Raw genomic sequence first — 16,058 nt, forward strand, 5'->3', positions numbered from 1 at the left:
TGTGCCCGCAAGACCGCCTGTGCGAAGGCGCGTGCACGCTCAACGAAGACTTCGGCGCGGTGACGATTGGTGCGGTGGAGAAATACATCACCGATACTGCCTTTGCGCAGGGTTGGCGGCCGGATTTGAGCAAGGTCAAACCCACCGGCAAGCGGGTGGCGGTGATTGGCGCCGGCCCTGCCGGGCTTGCCTGCGCCGATCGCCTGGCGCGCAGTGGCATTCAAGCGGTGGTATTTGACCGCTATGAACAGATTGGCGGGCTGTTGCAATTCGGGATTCCCAGCTTCAAGTTGGACAAGGCCGTGATTGCCACCCGTCGCAAGGTGCTAGACGGCATGGGCATCGAGTTTCGCCTCGGGGTGGAAATTGGCCGCGATGTGCACATCGAAACATTGCTGCGCGAGTTTGATGCGGTGTTCCTGGGGCTGGGCGCGTATCGCTATACCGATGGCGGCCTGCCCGGCCAAGACTTGCCGAACGTGCTGCCCGCATTACCGTTCCTCGTGCAAAACGGACGTGTGGTGACGGGCGATGCGCCCAATGGCAAACCCATTGCCGGTTGGGAAGACACGTTGCAATTGCCCGACCTGCGCGGCAAGCGTGTGGTGGTACTGGGCGGTGGTGATACCGGCATGGACTGCGTGCGCAGCGCGGTGCGTCTGGGTGCGGCCAGTGTCACCTGCGCGTACCGGCGCGATGAAGCCAATATGCCCGGCTCGGCGCGGGAAGTGGCCAATGCCCGCGAAGAAGGCGTGCACTACCGCTTCAACTGCCAGCCACTCGAAATTTTGGCGGATGCGCAGGGCCAAACCTGCGGCGTGCGGGTGATTGAAACCCGTCTGGGTGCGCCCGATGCGCAAGGGCGTCGCGCTGCCGAACATATTCCCGACAGCGAATCGGTACTGGACGCCGAGGTGGTGATCATCGCGTTTGGGTTTAGCCCGCGCCCGCCCGCGTGGCTAGCGCCGCTGGGCGTGCAGGCACAGGCCAATGGTCGATTGCTTGTGGGTGGCAATGGCCGCCTGCCCTATCAAACCCAGCATGAGCGCCTGTTTGCCGGTGGCGACTGCGTGCGCGGTGCCGATCTGGTGGTCACCGCCGTGCAAGAAGGCCGCGACGCCGCCGCCAGCATCGCGCGCGCGCTGCGTGGCCTCAAGGCCATTCCGGCAGAATTGGCGGCCGGCTGAACACAAAAAAACAGCGGGGTTTCCCCCGCCGGCATTCACGGCGAAGATAGGGCATGCGCGCCGCCCTTGCCCTTGTCGTGTTGCTGCTGCTTGCCGGTAGCCTGCGTGCGCAATCAACGCCGCCGGCAACGGTCACGCTGTATCGCTGCACCGATAGTAGTGGCAAGGTCAGCTATGCCAGCACGCCCTGCGCGGCAGGGGCCAAACAAGAAGTACGGACCTTGGCACGCCCGGTGGATGCGCCACCGCCACCCGCCGCGCCGCCGGCACCACCGACGCCTGCGCCTGCGCCGCCAATGCAGACGCGCACGGTGTATCTGGTGCCGCCCAAGCCAATGTTCGAGTGCACCACACCCGACGGCAAGCGCTATACCAGTGACGATGACCGTGGCAACCCGCGCTGGGTACCGCTGTGGACACTGGGCTATCCCACGGTGCGGCCCACGTCATCGCTGGGCAGCAATATCGGCCACCCGGAGCGCGTGATGCATCCACATCCGCGCGATGTGCATTGGCCGGTGGCCAGCGGTGGCGGCAGATGGATTCGTGATGACTGCGCATTGCTGCCGCCTGCCGATGCCTGCGCGCGGTTGCGCGACCGCCGCGATGCCATCCGCACCCGCTTCTTCAACGCGCAGGAAAAAGAACGTGACACCCTGCGGATTGAAGAACGCAGCGTCAATGCGCGCCTAGACAATGATTGTGGTGGGCATTGAAATGGCCAGAATAATTTTCCCCCTGTTGCTGCTATGCGCGGTGAACGTGCACGCACAGGAAACCATTTTTTATAAATGCACCGACGCCAAAGGCACGGTGTCGATGCAAAACGGTACGCCTTGCGCCGCCGGCATGAAGCAAGAAATGCGCAAAGTAGGCGAGGTCAAAACGGTTGCCGCACCCAGCCCCAAACCCAAACCTGCCGAGCCCCCAGCGGCTGCCCCGCAATACGGTGAGTTTGTGCAGGTGGGCGGCCCGCGGGTGACCCATACCCCTGCCGCCACTGCTGCTGCATTGCCACCGCCACCGGCGCTGTTTCAGTGCAGCACATGGAAGGGCGACACCTATCTGGGCGAGGATGCCAATCCCGCGCCGCGCTGCGCGCCGATGCAAGTGGTGGGCATCGACGGCACCCCGGCCTTGGGCATGGGCGAAGCCTGCGAAATGAAATCCGATACTTGCACCGCCATTCCGGACGAACAACTTTGCGCGGCATGGTATCGGCGGCTGGATGATGCCCAGTTCAAACTTCGCTACGCTGATGCGCAAAGCCAACGCGAACGGCAAGCCAGCTTTGACAATATTGATGCCCGCATCAACGCCAGCCGTTGTGCAACGTCAGTTGCTACAGACAAGCCGGCTTCATCCAAGAAGCCTTAAGCTTGGTGCATCCCCCAGTGCTTGGATTTAGATGGATAGTGGCAGCCTAGAACTTGCCTTGGTCTTCCTGCTGGCTGCCGTGCTGGCGGTACCGCTGTTCAAGCGCTTCGGCTTGGGTGCGGTGCTGGCGTATCTCGTCACCGGCGTGATGTTGGGCCCGCACGAATTAGCCCTTGTGCGGGATCCAGCACGGGTTCTGGCGGCCAGCGAGCTGGGCGTGGTGATGTTGCTGTTTGTGATTGGCTTGGAACTGTCGCTGCCACGCCTGAAATTGATGCGCCGCCCGATTTTTGTGGTGGGTGGCTTGCAGGTCTTGTTCTGTGGCGCAGCGTTGGGGGGCTTGGCGCTGGCAGCTGGACTGGCGTGGAAAGCCGCGTTGGTGGTGGGGCTGGGATTGGCACTGTCATCCACCGCGGTAGGCCTGCAACTTTTGGCCGAACGCAAAGAATTGAACAGCGAACACGGTCGCTTGGCGTTTGCCATTTTGCTGTTTCAAGACTTGGTGGCTATCCCGTTACTGGCAGCCATCCCTTTACTGGGCAAAGCCAAAAGCAGCGGACTAGATGCCAGTGACGTACTGCGCGCCGTGGCACTGATTGCAGCGTTGGTGGTGGGGGGGCGCTACCTGTTGCGGCATATGTTCCGCACCATCGCTCGCACCGATTTGCCGGAAGTATTCACCGGGGCGGCATTGTTGGTGGTGCTGGGCAGTGCGTGGTTGATGCAATGGGCAGGTTTGAGTGCGGGTCTTGGCGCATTTCTGGCCGGTGTGCTGTTGGCCGAATCGGAATATCGGCACGAGCTGGAAGCACAGATCAAACCATTTGAAGGTTTGTTGCTGGGGCTGTTTTTCATGGCGGTGGGGATGGGAATTGATGTGCAACGCATCCTTGCCGAGCCCGTACTCATCGGCCTGGGTGTCGCCAGTTTGTTGCTGGTGAAATCGGCACTGCTGTTTACGCTGGGCAAGCAGCCCGGGCGATTGGATGCACGCGGCGCATGGTTGCTGGCGGGGGTGTTGGCCTTGGGTGGCGAGTTTGCATTCGTGGTGTTTGGCGAAGCCTTTCGCGCCAAATTGCTGGATGCCGCCACCCGTGATCGTCTGATTGCAATCGTGAGCTTGTCGATGGCGGTCACCCCACTGCTGCTGATGCTGGCCTCGAAGCTGATGCCACACCGCACTGCTGCCCAGCGCCGCGAATACGACAGCATCCCCGAAGATCGCCACCCGCAAGTCTTGGTCGCCGGCTTTGGCCGTTTTGGTCAAATCGTCGCGCGGCTGCTGCGCGCGCAAGGCACTGCTTACATCGCCATCGACCCCGACATCGAACAGGTCAAGCTGTCACGCAGCATGAGCGGCGATCCGATTTATTACGGTGATCCCACCCGCTTGGCCCTGTTGCGCTCGGCAGGGGCGGCGCGAATCAAGGTCTTTGTGGTGGCGATCAATGGCGTGGAAGCCAGCCTGCGCATGGTGCGGCTGGTGCGCAAGCACTACCCACAGGCGAAGGTGTTTGCGCGTGCGCGCGACCGCCGCCATGCTTGGCAATTGGTGGATCTCGGCGCACACGCCTTGCGCGAGACCTATGGCAGTAGCTTGGAAATGGGCCGCGAGGTCTTGATCACCCTCGGGATGCCGCGTGAGCAGGCGGAAGACCGTGCACAGCGGTTTCGCGAATGGGATGAGTCCTTGCTGGAGTCGCAGCGCATGCTGCAAGACGACGAAGACGCCCTGCTGCAAGCCACCCGTGATGCGCGCGAAGAATTGGAAGGGCTGTTCGCGGCCGATGCCAAAGCCAGCGCCGACCACGCAAGCGCCGCCAACACCCCCGCCCCACCCGCATAGACGCCGTGACCGCAGACGGGTCTTGCCAAGCGCAGCCGTCAGTCCCGCAAAAACCGCGCCAACGACAGATTGCCGGTGGCAGGTGCCGCCGCCGGGACCAGCTGCGCGGCGATTTCCACAAACCCCCGCAGCTGTGCCACTTCACGCGGGGTGCGCCCGGCGTTATCACGCAATTGCGGGTCGGCACCGGCTTGCAACAGCAGTTGCGCCACCCGTTGCAAGCCATGCAGCGCCGCCAGATGTAGCGGGCCCAGTCCGCGCGCATCGCGTACATCCAAGCGCACATCCTCATCCAACAACCGTTCCACCCCGGCCAACAGCACGTCTTCGGTGCTGGGTGTGCCCGGTTCGGAGCGTGCACCCAGCAACATCAACAAAGGCGTTGCCCCGTTGTGCGCAGCTTTTTGTGGGTCCGCACCAGCCAGCAGCAGCGCATCCAACAAGGCCATCAGCCGGCTGCGGTCACGTTCGGTAAACCCGTACATTGCCGCACAGTGCAACGGGGTGAAACCCTGTGCGTCCTGCGCATGCACATCGGCACCAGTCTGCAATAAGCGTGCCACTACCTCCGGCAAGCCCAGTGCTGCGGCCAAGATCAACACCGTGACCGCGCCGGGCAGGCGGCGTTCGGTACTGCATCCGGCTTGCAGCAACAGATCCACGATCTCCAACTGGCGTTTGCTGACTGCGGCCGACAGCGGGGTGGCCCCGGTGTTGGCGGCCAGATCCGGGTTGGCCCCTTGCGCAAGTAGGTACTCCACCAAGCCGCGATGGCCACTGCCGGAGGCCCGCAGCAAGGCGGTGCAGCCTTGCGCGTCCACCGCATCCACCGAGAACCCCAGTGCCAGCAATCGTTGTAGCGCATGCAAATCGCCACTGACGGCGGCGGCTGGCACATCGAAGGCTTGCAATGGCCGTTGCGGAAGCCGCCAGATTCGCCAGTCCAGCCACTCCACCAACTCACGCTGACCACTGGCCAAGGCAATCCCCAAAGCGGTCTGCCCATCTGCAGCGCGACGGTCCGGCCCGGCGCCATGCGCCACCAATAGCTTCACCGCTGCGATGTGTCCCAGCGTTGTGGCGTGATGCAGGCCGGCCATGCCGCGTGCGTCGCAGGCTTCCGGGTCCACCCCCACGTGTAGCAGGCGTTGCAGCAATCCGTCCCAACCCAAACGCACGGCGTGCAGCACCGGCGCAACCGCCGACTGCCCGCCACCAAAGGGGTCGCCGCCGCGTTCCAGCAATTCCAGTGCAAACGCTTCGCCAATGTGCCGCGATGTGGTCGGCGTGCACGCCGCCAGGAAGTCGGCCAATCCACCCGCACCCGCCGGTGAGGCCCCCGCCGCAAACAGGACCTGCAATGCGGGGATGGCCGCAATGCCCTGCTGCAAGCGTGCTGCAACCGGCAATGCTTGGGCGGGCAGGCGCACTTCGGGGTTGGCCCCATGCAGCAACAACCAGCGCATCCGTGCGGGTTCGGCGGCCACTTCGGTGTCGGCCAAAAGGGCATCAAAATCGCGCGGCTCCAAGCCCGCAGCCAATGCTTGCAAGTGCTGCGGCGGTGCGGCATCCAACAAGCCTTCGCGCAGCAGCAGCAACGGTGGCCGTTCTGATTCGCCATGGGTGTCGTCGGTCATCGCCGCCGGCAGCGCACGTCGCGGATCTAACAGGCTTACCAGATTCCAGCGGCCCGCCGACTCGGCCAATTCCAAACTGCTGCGGCCATGCGCATCGAGGGCATGGGGGTCTAACCCAAGATCACGCAAATCACCCACCAGATCGACCATCGGGGTGTCTGCGCTACACGCCAAATGCAAGGCGGTGGCCCCGCTGGCATCGCAGGCACGGACATCGGCACCGGCTGCCAGCAAGGCTTCCAGCGCATGCATGGCACCGTGATGCACCGCGTCCAGTAATGGCGTCCGGCCATCGGCGGCCTTGGCATTGACCTCCGCACCAGCAGCCAGCAAAACCTGACAGATATCGGCATGATCGGCGGCCGCCGCTTCGTGCAGGGCGCTACGGCCAACTGCATCGCGCGCATTGACCCGCGCCTTGTGCTGCAACAGCAGTTGCACGCCGGCCGGATCATCTTCATCGCTGGCCGCCGCCGACAGCAAAGCCGGCTGCCCGCCGGCGATTTCGGTCTGTGCGCCGCGCTCCAACAAGAACCGCGCCAAGCGCCAGTTACCGGCCGCGCAGGCGCTGCCCAATGGCGAAACCCCTTCGTGGTTGCGGGCATTCACGTCGGCCCCGGCATCGCGCAACAAGGCCGCCACGCCGGGGTCGGAACTGCGCGCGGCGTGGTGCAGGGGGGTGTTGCCATCGGCATCGGTTAGATGTGGATCGGCACCGTTGGCAAGCAGGGTCATCACCGCTTCCGGGCGGCCATGCCAGCTATCGCGGGTGGCGGCCAGCAACGGATTGATGCCGTCCTGCATCGCATTGACATCCACACCTCGCCCGATCAGTGCGCGCAACAGGCGTAAATCCGGGAGTACCGCCGCCAGCACGGCCAAGCTGCGACGGTCGCGTGCGGCGGGATCTGCCGCCGCTAGGGGGTCTGCACCGGCGGCCAACAGCGCCAGCGCCCGCTCAACCCGACCATTGCGCGCCGCTTGCTGCAATTGTCGGGTCAGTCCCGAAACCTCATTCGCTGTCGCCGCCGCCGCCGGGAACAGCGCATGCACCGTCGGCGTGGGCGACGTTGTCATCTGTTGGTCGTGGGCGTCTTCAACCGCGATTTCGATCGCGTCCTCTTGCGCGGCATGCCCCGTCATTTCCACCACGGGCAGGCCGTGCAGTTGGATGCCGTCGCGGGCATCTTGTTCGGCATCTACAGGGTGTTCGCTTGCGTTGGCCGGTCTTGGCTCGATAGCCACCGCCGCTTGCAGCAACCAGTGCGCCAGCGGCAACCCCCCGGCATACACCGCGCAGGCCAGCAACCGCGCTGATCCCACAAGTAACCCCGGCCAGGCCAAGCCCAGCCCAGCGGCCAGCAGGCCAAACAGCGGCAAGGCAACTTGCAGCAACCCGCGCCAAGCCTTGCGCGGGTGCTGACGCAGGCGATGCGGGTCGGCTACGCCACCGCAGGCTTCCAGATGCTGCCAGTGCGGCCACTGCCACCACAGCAGCACCAGCAGCCCCCCCGCCATGCCGCTGAGCAGCAGGCTATGTCCCAGCGACGGCGCCGCCAGCAACAGTGCCAACGGCCCCCCCAGCAGCACCGTGGCAGCCAGCGCGGCGGCACCCCATCGGAGTGCCAGCCGGCCGGTATCGGCCAGTAAACCGTGCGTGCTGCGGCTGCGGCGCAACAGTGCCACCCCCAGCGCCATCGGCAACTGCGCCAGCCACAGCAGCACGCCGGCACTCTGCGCGCCATACCCGCTTGCTGCCGCCAGGACGCAACCCAGCACCACGAAGGCAGCCCCTGCGACGAATGCGCGCTTAGGCATCGGTGCCCCAGTCCTCGCTCATTGGATCGGCCATGATCGACGGGAACTGCACATGAAACCCATGCGCGGCCAAGTTGGTGCGCACCACCTCGGGGTTGGCGCGGGCCAAGCGGCGCTCGGGGGTCAGCGCCACTTCCAACACAAATTGCAGCCTGCCCAATTGCGCACGCAAAGGCGCAGGCAGGCACGCAACGTCATCGCGGCGGGCAAGGTAAACATAGGCATCGGCCTTTTTCAGGCTCTTGTAAACAAAGGCAAGCATTGCGATCCGGCGGGATGTAATTGCGGCATCAATCACGGATTGTGCGGGAAAGCGCGCCGCTGCGGAACCTGCACGGGACTTTGGGCACAAGCAGATCGCCGGCGGGCTGTTAACCTGCCGCCTTAATTTGCACTGAGAATCGCCCATGCGCCTTGCCCCGCTTGCCTTTGCTTTACTCGCCACACTGGCTGCCGCAGCCGCGTCGGCGCAGTCATCCGCGCAAGCCTCCACACCCGCATCGGCACCGATCAGCCTGACCCAAGCGATGGCCGACCCCGACTGGATCGGGCCGCCGGTGGAGGGTGGCTGGTGGCGTTGGGATGGCAAAGCCGCGCAATTTTTGCTCAAACACAAGGGCGAAACCTACCGCGATACGTGGCAAGTGGCCTTGGATGGCAGCGTACCGGTGCAGTTGCCCGACGCCGCACGTGCCGATATCGAAGCCGGCAACATGGTGATTGCCGATGACGGCAGCCGCAGCGCCTTTGTGCGCAGTGGCGATGTGTTCGTGCGCGACCTGCACAGTGGCGCGCTGACCCAGCTCACCCGCGACAACACACCGGCGACGCGTCTGCAATGGAGCCACGATGGCGCGCTGATCTGGGCGCAGGGGCCAGCGTGGTATCGCTGGGATGGGCGCAGCGTGGCGGTGGCGGCGCAGCTCAAAACCGAAGACGCACCGGGCACTGCTCCCAAGGCCGACGATCTGCGGGATCGCCAGCTGCGCTTGATCGACACCCTGCGCGATGACCGCGCCCGTCGCGAGGCCAACCGCGAGCAGATGGACGCGATGCGCAAGGCCGACCCCACCCGCGCACCCGCGCCGGTGTATCTGGGCAAGGATGTGGAGGTGGCCGATTCCGCGCTATCCCCCGATGGCCACTGGTTGCTGGTAGTCACCACCGCCAAGGGCGCCGATGCCGGACAGGCCGGCAAGATGCCCAAATACGTCACCGAATCGGGCTATGAAGAGGTCGAGGACGTGCGCACGCGGGTGGGCCGCAATGCGCCGGTACCACAGACGCTTTGGCTGGCCGAGCTGGCCAGTGGCAAGCTGACTGAACTGCATGTCGATCCGTTGCCCGGCATCCACGACGACCCGCTGGCCGCGCTGCGCAAAGCCGCCGGCAAGGATGCGCAAAAAGGCAATCGCCCGCTGCAAATCACCGGCGATAGCAGCACCCTGAAATGGTCCAGCGATAGCCGCAATGTGGCCGTGATGTTGCGTGCCATCGACAACAAAGACCGCTGGATCGCCAGCGTCGATTTGGCCAAGGCCACCCTGCAACCGCGCCATCGCTTGCATGATGCCGCGTGGATCAACTGGGGCTTCAACGAATTTGGCTGGATGCCGGACAACCACACGCTGTGGTATCTGTCCGAAGAAAGCGGCTTCTCGCATCTCTACACGCTCGATGATGGCAAACGTGTGCAACGCACCGATGGCCCCTGGGAAACCTCGCAAGTGGTGGTCTCCCGTGACGGTACGCGTTTCTATTTCCTGTGCAATCGCAGTGCACCGATTACCTACGAGGTGTGCACAACGGCTGCGCAAACCGGCAGCGTGCAAGCGGTGACGGCGCTGCATGGCGTGGAAGATTTTTCGCTATCACCCGATCAAACCAAGCTCTTGGTGCGGCACTCTTCGGCCTATGTGCCGCCGCAATTGTCGGTGGTCAATGCCAACGGTGGTGCGGCGCAAGCACTCACCGATACCCGCACGGCGGACTACAAAGCGCGTACCTGGATTCAGCCGCGATATGTGCAAATCCCCAGCAAGCACGGGGCCGGCACGATCTGGGGCAAGTACTACGGCCCACCAACACCCGAGCCGGGCAAGACATATCCGATTGTGATGTTCGTGCATGGCGCCGGGTATTTGCAGAACGCCTCGCAGCGCTGGCCCGCTTATTTCCGCGAACAGATGTTCCACAATCTGCTGGTGGATGAAGGCTATATCGTGCTGGATCTGGATTACCGCGCCAGCGAAGGCTATGGCCGTGATTGGCGCACCGCGATCTATCGCTGGATGGGCAAGCCCGAGCTGGAAGATTATTTGGATGGCCTGGATTGGTTGGTCGAAACCAAGCAGGGCGACCGTGCGCGTGCCGGCATTTATGGCGGCAGCTATGGCGGTTTCATGACCTACGTGGCCTTGTTCAAAGCGCCGGGTGTGTTCAAGGCCGGTGCGGCATTGCGCCCGGTGGCCGACTGGTCGCAGTACAACCACGAATACACCAGCAATATCTTGAACACGCCGGAACTCGACCCCGAGGCCTACCAGCGCTCATCACCCATCGAATTTGCGGCCGGCCTGCAAGATCATTTGCTGATCGCCCACGGCATGATCGACGACAATGTGTTCTTCCGTGATTCGGTGATGATGACGCAAAAACTCATCGAACTACGCAAGGACAAATGGGAGCTTGCGCCGTATCCGATGGAGCGCCACGGCTTCACCCATCCCGATAGTTGGTACGACGAATACCGTCGCATCCATACCTTGTTTGAACGCACCTTGAAGTAAGCCCGCCGATGCTGCGTATCACCGACCTCAAATTACCGCTGGATCATGATGCGCCCGCACTGGTTGCAGCCATCCTGGCGCGACTGGGCATTGCTGCAACAGATCTCACGGGATACAGCATTGCCAGGCGCGGCTACGATGCGCGCAAGCGTGGCGCGATCGCGTTGATTTATTCCATCGATGTGGATACCCCGTGTGAGGCAGAGCTGCTGCAGCGTGCCCGCGACAGCGCCGACACCAAGCTCCAGCCCACCCCCGACACCACCTACACATTCGTTGCCCAAGCCCCACCGCAATTGCCACTGCGGCCGGTGGTGATTGGCATGGGGCCGTGCGGATTATTTGCCGGTTTGGTGTTGGCGCAAATGGGCTTTCGCCCGATTATTCTGGAGCGCGGCAAAGCGGTGCGTGAGCGCACGGTGGACACCTTCGGCTTGTGGCGCAAACACGTGCTCAACCCAGAATCCAATGTGCAATTTGGTGAGGGCGGCGCGGGTACGTTTTCCGATGGCAAATTGCACAGCCAGATCAGCGACAAACTGCACCACGGCCGCAAAGTACTGACCGAATTCGTGGCCGCCGGCGCGCCGGAAGAAATTCTTTACATCAGCAAACCGCATATCGGCACTTTCCGCTTGGTGTCGATGGTCGAACAAATGCGCGCCACGATTGAATCCCTGGGCGGTGAAATTCGTTTTAGCAGCCGCGTGGAAGACGTCTTGATCGAAGTGGATGCCGCCGGCAATCGCCATGTGCGCGGGGTCAGCTTGGCCAATGGCGAACAGTTGCGCGCCGATCATGTGGTGCTGGCACTGGGCCACAGCGCGCGCGACACCTTTGCGATGCTGCATGCGCGTGGCGTGTTTCTCGAAGCCAAACCGTTCTCGATCGGCTTTCGCATCGAGCACCCGCAGTCGGTGATCGACCGTGCCCGCTTTGGCACACAGGCCGGCCACCCGCTGCTGGGTGCGGCCGATTACAAATTGGTGCACCACGCACGCAACGGGCGCTCGGTGTATAGCTTTTGCATGTGCCCCGGCGGGACCGTCGTTGCTGCCGCCAGCGAGCCCGGGCATGTGGTCACCAATGGCATGAGCCAGTATTCGCGCAACGAACGCAACGCCAATGCCGGCATCGTGGTGGGCATCACGCCGGAGGATTACGCGCCTTATGGTGACGGCCCACTGGCGGGGATTGCCTTGCAACGCCACTGGGAAGCGCACGCCTTCGCACTGGGCGGCGGCAACTACTATGCCCCGGCGCAGCGGGTGGGTGACTTCCTGCGCAACCGGCCGTCCACTGCCCTCGGCGCGGTGCTGCCCTCATACACGCCTGGCGTCACCCTAGGGTCGCTGGACGAAGCGTTGCCGCGCTACGCGATCGATGCGATCCGCGAAGCCTTGCCCGCCTTCGATAAACAAATTCGTGGGTTTGCGATGGACGATGCACTACTCACCGGCGTGGAAACCCGCACCTCCTCGCCATTGCGCATCACCCGTGGTGAAGACGGCCACAGCCGCAACACCCGTGGCCTGTTCCCCGCGGGTGAAGGCGCAGGCTATGCCGGCGGCATTTTGTCGGCCGGTGTGGATGGCATCAAAGCCGCTGAAGCGGTGGCGCGGAGTGTGTTGGCGGGAAAGTGAGACGGGTTTCGGCGTACCGCGCAATGACGCGGCCAATCCATGCCAACGTTACTGCTCCAAAATCGCCACCACTCCCAGCCGGCAATTGCGTCACTTCTTCAGCTTCTCGACCAGATCCCCGACCGGCATGAACACGAATGCCTTGCCAATGCGCTCGCTGCGCATCAGTTTCAGTTTGACCAATGCCAGCAGGTCGGAACGGGCGGTCTGGTAGCTGATGTTCTGGATTTGCATGTGCCGATCAATGCGATAGGTCTTGTCCGGATACCGAACCGCATTCAGCAGCAGCTCCCGCTGTCGGTGATTGAGTTTTCCACCGAGATGCGAACCGGGTCGCAGCATGCCTTCCGTACGGTGGCGCTCGTCCGCCTTGCGCGCCAGCCAACCGTGCAGTCCGTCGATGGCACCGAGGATCACGTCGAGATGATGATCGACGAAATAGCCTAGGTCGGCCTCGTCTGTTTCCGTGTACAAGTAGGCGCGCAGGTACTGTGCTTTCGCTCGCTTGAACACGCTGGAGACCGACAGGAACTCGGTCAGCCAATAGCCTGATCGCAGCATCGACCAGTAGAACAGGGTACGCGCGGTACGTCCGTTGCCATCGCAGAAGGGATGGTCGTAACCGATCTGGAAGTGCAGCGCGATGGCGCGGATCACCGGGTGCAGGAAGCCGGTTTCGTTCGTGCTGTTGGCGAAGTCGCAAAGCGTCTGCAGCCGCGATGGCAGTTCATCCGCATGCGGTGGTACGTGCAGGGTGCGCCCGGTTTCATCCTGCACCACGATGTTGTCGTCGGCGGTGCGGAAGCGGCCCGCTTGTGTGGGCTCCTCCAGCGTGTCGGCGGTGAGCAGCCGGTGGATTTCGAAGACCGCTTCCGGCGTTAGCGGCTGGTCGCGCCAGCGCTTGAGTTCCTGCATTGCCAGATAATTGTTGTGAATCATGCGTTCGCCATGATCCCGCGGCGCTCTACCGCTGCGGAGCATCTCCTTGGCGACTGCAGTGGTGGTGCCCGCGCCTTCCAGTTGCGAAGATGTCATCGCTTCTTCAATCTGCGAGCGGATCAGGAAGCGTTCCTTCGCGCGCTCATCGGCGATGCTGTCCAGTCCACGCAGGGAGCCGGAACACTCGCGCGTGATCGTGTGCAGTTTTTCAGCAATCGAATCCGTCAACGCTACCCGGAATGGGTGCCCATCCCGATCCTTCATGGACAGGTCTCGCGCGGCGGTCATCCGTGCCAGCTTGATCGCCAGCCACCACAGTTCGCTACTCAACCCATCAGGCGGAGCCAGGTGGCGCAGATGATCCCAGTGCTCGTAGCGGCCGCGGACTTCCGGCCCGATGCGCAGGCGCAGCAGCTTGCCGAACTCGCTCGCATGGAGGTCGAGCAGTTGGCCGAAGGGGGGCGGTGAGACAGGGACTTTCATGGCACCTGTCAATTTACTACTAAATTAAAACAAATTAGTAGCAAATTGATATGAGATCGGCAAGCATCTGATTTTATTGATCTATCTTTCCAAAATCGCCACCACCCCCATCCCGCCGGCGGTGCAGATGCTGATCAGGCAGCGGCCACCGCCGCGTTGTTTCAGTTCTTTGGCGGCAGTGGCCACGATGCGTGCGCCGGTGGCGGCAAACGGGTGGCCGGTGGCCAATGACGAGCCATTGGGGTTGAGTTTGGCCGGGTCGATGCTGCCCAACGGGGCGTCCAAGCCGAGCCGGGTTTTGCAGTACTCGGCGCTTTCCCAGGCTTTCAATGTGCACAGCACTTGCGCGGCGAAGGCTTCGTGGATTTCGTAAAAATCGAAGTCTTGCAGGCTTAGATGATTGCGCTTGAGCATCTCGGCCACCGCCACGGTGGGGGCCATCAGCAGGCCTTCGCCATGCACAAAATCCACCGCGGCCGCCTGCGCATCGCGGATATGGCAGAACACTTCATGGCCATGGGCAGCCGCCCATTCGTCGGTGGCCAGCAGACAAGCCGACGCACCATCGGTCAGCGGGGTGGAATTGCCCGCCGTCAGCGTGCCCTTGCCCGATGTTTTATCGAACGCAGGCTTCAGTGTAGCCAGTTTTTCCACGCTGGAATCGGCGCGCAGGATGTTGTCGCGGCTCACGCCACGGAAGCTCACCACCAGATCATCAAAAAAACCACGCGCATACGCCGCCGCCAATTTTTGGTGCGAGGCCGCCGCCAAGGCGTCTTGCGCCTCACGACTGATGCCCCATTCCTTGGCCATGTCTTCGCAATGGGCGCCCATGGATTTACCGGTGCGCGGCTCCGCCACGCCGGGGAAATCGGGTTTCAATTCGGACAACTTGAAGCCTTTGAACGCGGCCAATTTCTGCCCGAATGTTTTGCCTGCAGCCGCTTTCAATAGCCGTCCGCGCAGTGCCTTGCCGTACACGATGGGCACATCCGAGGTGGTATCCGAGCCGCCACCAATGCCGCATTCAATCTGCCCGGTGGCAATTTTGCCGGCGATGTGAATCAGCGTATCCAGCGAGGTACCGCAGGCGCGCTGCAGGGTAATGCCCGGCGTCAGCGGTGATAGCCCCGACGACAACGCGGCTTCGCGGCCCAGATTCCAATCGGACGAATGCTTGATCACCGCACCCATCGCCACTTCACCCAATGCTTGGTTTTGCAGGCCAAATTTTTCGACCAACGCACCCAGCGTGCGCACCGACAGCCCCAAGTTGCCCACATCGGCATACGCCGTGTTTTGCCGGCAAAAGGGAATGCGCACACCACCTAGCACCGCCACGGGACGACCGTATTGCATGACTCACCTCAAGGACGCGCCCGCGCGGCGGGCATAATGTGGTTTCGAGTGTAGCGCCGCCTTTCCGAGTCAAGACTCCACATGTCCACAGCCCCTGCCCAAGCCGCCAACCCTGCCGTGTTTCGCGGCGTCATCGCCATTGAGTTGCGTGACGGCAGCCCGCCCGAACGCGCCGCATTACCCGCAGCATCCGCCGGCGAAGTGGCCGCGCTGTTGGGCCGTGACTTGGCCAAGCTGGCCCCTGATGTTGCCGATTGCGAGTTGGCTCTACTGGCTGCGCATTTTGACCCCGCCGAAGCCTTGCGCCCAACGTGGCCACTACACCAGCACGTGCAGGAATTGCTGCAACGCGCGCCCGGGCAGGCGCAAGGTGCCCGCGTGATCGGGTTTGGTGCCGACGCGCAAGGCGCGTTGCCGGCGCCGATGCAAGCCGATGCGGCGCTCGCTGGTGGCGGCTTGCGGGTGTTGCCATTCGTGCTGCGTGGCGGCGCATTCGACAGCGTGGCCGAGCAGCTGGAATCAAAATTATTCGACTGCGGCATGGCGCAAGCCGATGCCGCACTGGCCTTGCAAGAAGGCCTGGGTGCACGCATCGAACATATTCGCTACCTGAGCCTGCACGACTTGCTGGCGATGATGGCAATGCAATACCAGAACGCCGGGCTGGAGAGCATGTGGACCTTGCTGGAAACCGCGCTGCTAGTGCCTACCGATGCGCTACTGCTGGATGCACCACCCGAGCCGCTGGCGCGCTATGCCGATGGCGAAGTGCGCATCGCCTTGTTAGATCCAAGTGCATGGCAGGCACGCAACGCCCCGCAGCAAGACGATGCTGCCAAACTGGAGCGTGGCTTTCATTACTTTCAAATGCGCTGCCGGCAATACGCGGCGGTGCTGGAAGCTCACGGCGTGCCGGTGCAGTACGTGCATTGTGCGGATGGTCAGCCACACTGCTTGCACTTTCCTCTTCAGCGCTAGCA

At 63.0% G+C, this 16,058-nt stretch carries 11 protein-coding genes; 7 read left to right on the plus strand and 4 right to left on the minus strand.

The features are described 5' to 3' along the window. The 4 genes from PK789_RS06830 to PK789_RS06845 all read left to right on the plus strand — a co-directional run. Nucleotides 1-1,187, plus strand: a 1,187-nt coding sequence (locus PK789_RS06830) for a glutamate synthase small subunit GltD family protein (protein ID WP_324307944.1), incomplete at its 5' end; no start/stop codon positions are given. A gap of 53 nt (nucleotides 1,188-1,240) precedes the next feature. Then, nucleotides 1,241-1,903, plus strand: a complete 663-nt coding sequence (locus tag PK789_RS06835; protein WP_324307945.1) for a DUF4124 domain-containing protein — start codon at nucleotides 1,241-1,243, stop codon at nucleotides 1,901-1,903. Beyond that, nucleotides 1,893-2,564, plus strand: a complete 672-nt coding sequence (locus tag PK789_RS06840; RefSeq protein ID WP_324307947.1) for a DUF4124 domain-containing protein — start codon at nucleotides 1,893-1,895, stop codon at nucleotides 2,562-2,564. The genes PK789_RS06835 and PK789_RS06840 overlap by 11 nt, the downstream gene beginning before the upstream one ends. 31 nt (nucleotides 2,565-2,595) lie before the next feature. Beyond that, a complete protein-coding gene (locus PK789_RS06845) occupies nucleotides 2,596-4,410 on the plus strand; it encodes a monovalent cation:proton antiporter-2 (CPA2) family protein (protein ID WP_324307949.1) in 1,815 nt (604 codons plus the stop codon). A 38-nt stretch (nucleotides 4,411-4,448) separates the two neighbouring features. Here PK789_RS06845 and PK789_RS06850 read toward each other — a convergent pair whose 3' ends face one another. Together PK789_RS06850 and PK789_RS06855 are read right to left on the minus strand one after the other, a co-directional pair. Then, a complete protein-coding gene (locus PK789_RS06850; RefSeq protein ID WP_324307951.1) occupies nucleotides 4,449-7,865 on the minus strand; it encodes an ankyrin repeat domain-containing protein in 3,417 nt (1,138 codons plus the stop codon). Then, nucleotides 7,858-8,127: a YcgL domain-containing protein gene (locus PK789_RS06855; RefSeq protein ID WP_324307953.1), complete on the minus strand. Its 270-nt coding sequence runs from the start codon at nucleotides 8,125-8,127 to the stop codon at nucleotides 7,858-7,860. The genes PK789_RS06850 and PK789_RS06855 overlap by 8 nt, the downstream gene beginning before the upstream one ends. A 145-nt stretch (nucleotides 8,128-8,272) precedes the next feature. Here PK789_RS06855 and PK789_RS06860 point away from each other — a divergent pair, with 145 nt between their 5' ends. Further along, nucleotides 8,273-10,654: a S9 family peptidase gene (locus tag PK789_RS06860; protein ID WP_324307955.1), complete on the plus strand. Its 2,382-nt coding sequence runs from the start codon at nucleotides 8,273-8,275 to the stop codon at nucleotides 10,652-10,654. An 8-nt stretch (nucleotides 10,655-10,662) separates the two neighbouring features. Further along, complete coding sequence (locus tag PK789_RS06865; RefSeq protein ID WP_324307957.1) at nucleotides 10,663-12,297, plus strand: NAD(P)/FAD-dependent oxidoreductase; 1,635 nt, start codon at nucleotides 10,663-10,665, stop codon at nucleotides 12,295-12,297. A gap of 90 nt (nucleotides 12,298-12,387) precedes the next feature. Here the strand turns inward: PK789_RS06865 and PK789_RS06870 are convergent, their stop codons facing one another. Both PK789_RS06870 and PK789_RS06875 read right to left on the minus strand, forming a co-directional pair. Further along, nucleotides 12,388-13,719 carry a Fic family protein gene (locus PK789_RS06870; RefSeq protein WP_324307958.1) on the minus strand — a complete coding sequence of 444 codons (1,332 nt, stop codon included), beginning with the start codon at nucleotides 13,717-13,719 and terminating at the stop codon, nucleotides 12,388-12,390. An 81-nt stretch (nucleotides 13,720-13,800) separates the two neighbouring features. Beyond that, the gene (locus PK789_RS06875) at nucleotides 13,801-15,078 is read right to left on the minus strand and encodes an acetyl-CoA C-acetyltransferase (RefSeq protein ID WP_324307960.1); all 1,278 of its coding nucleotides are present in this window, start codon (nucleotides 15,076-15,078) and stop codon (nucleotides 13,801-13,803) included. An 81-nt stretch (nucleotides 15,079-15,159) separates the two neighbouring features. On the opposite strand from PK789_RS06875, the gene PK789_RS06880 reads away from it, so the two are divergent. Next, the gene (locus tag PK789_RS06880) at nucleotides 15,160-16,056 is read left to right on the plus strand and encodes a hypothetical protein (RefSeq protein ID WP_324307962.1); all 897 of its coding nucleotides are present in this window, start codon (nucleotides 15,160-15,162) and stop codon (nucleotides 16,054-16,056) included. Nucleotides 16,057-16,058: the final 2 nt, after the last annotated feature.

Source organism: Thermomonas sp. (assembly GCF_035369645.1).
Taxonomy (GTDB): domain Bacteria; phylum Pseudomonadota; class Gammaproteobacteria; order Xanthomonadales; family Xanthomonadaceae; genus Thermomonas.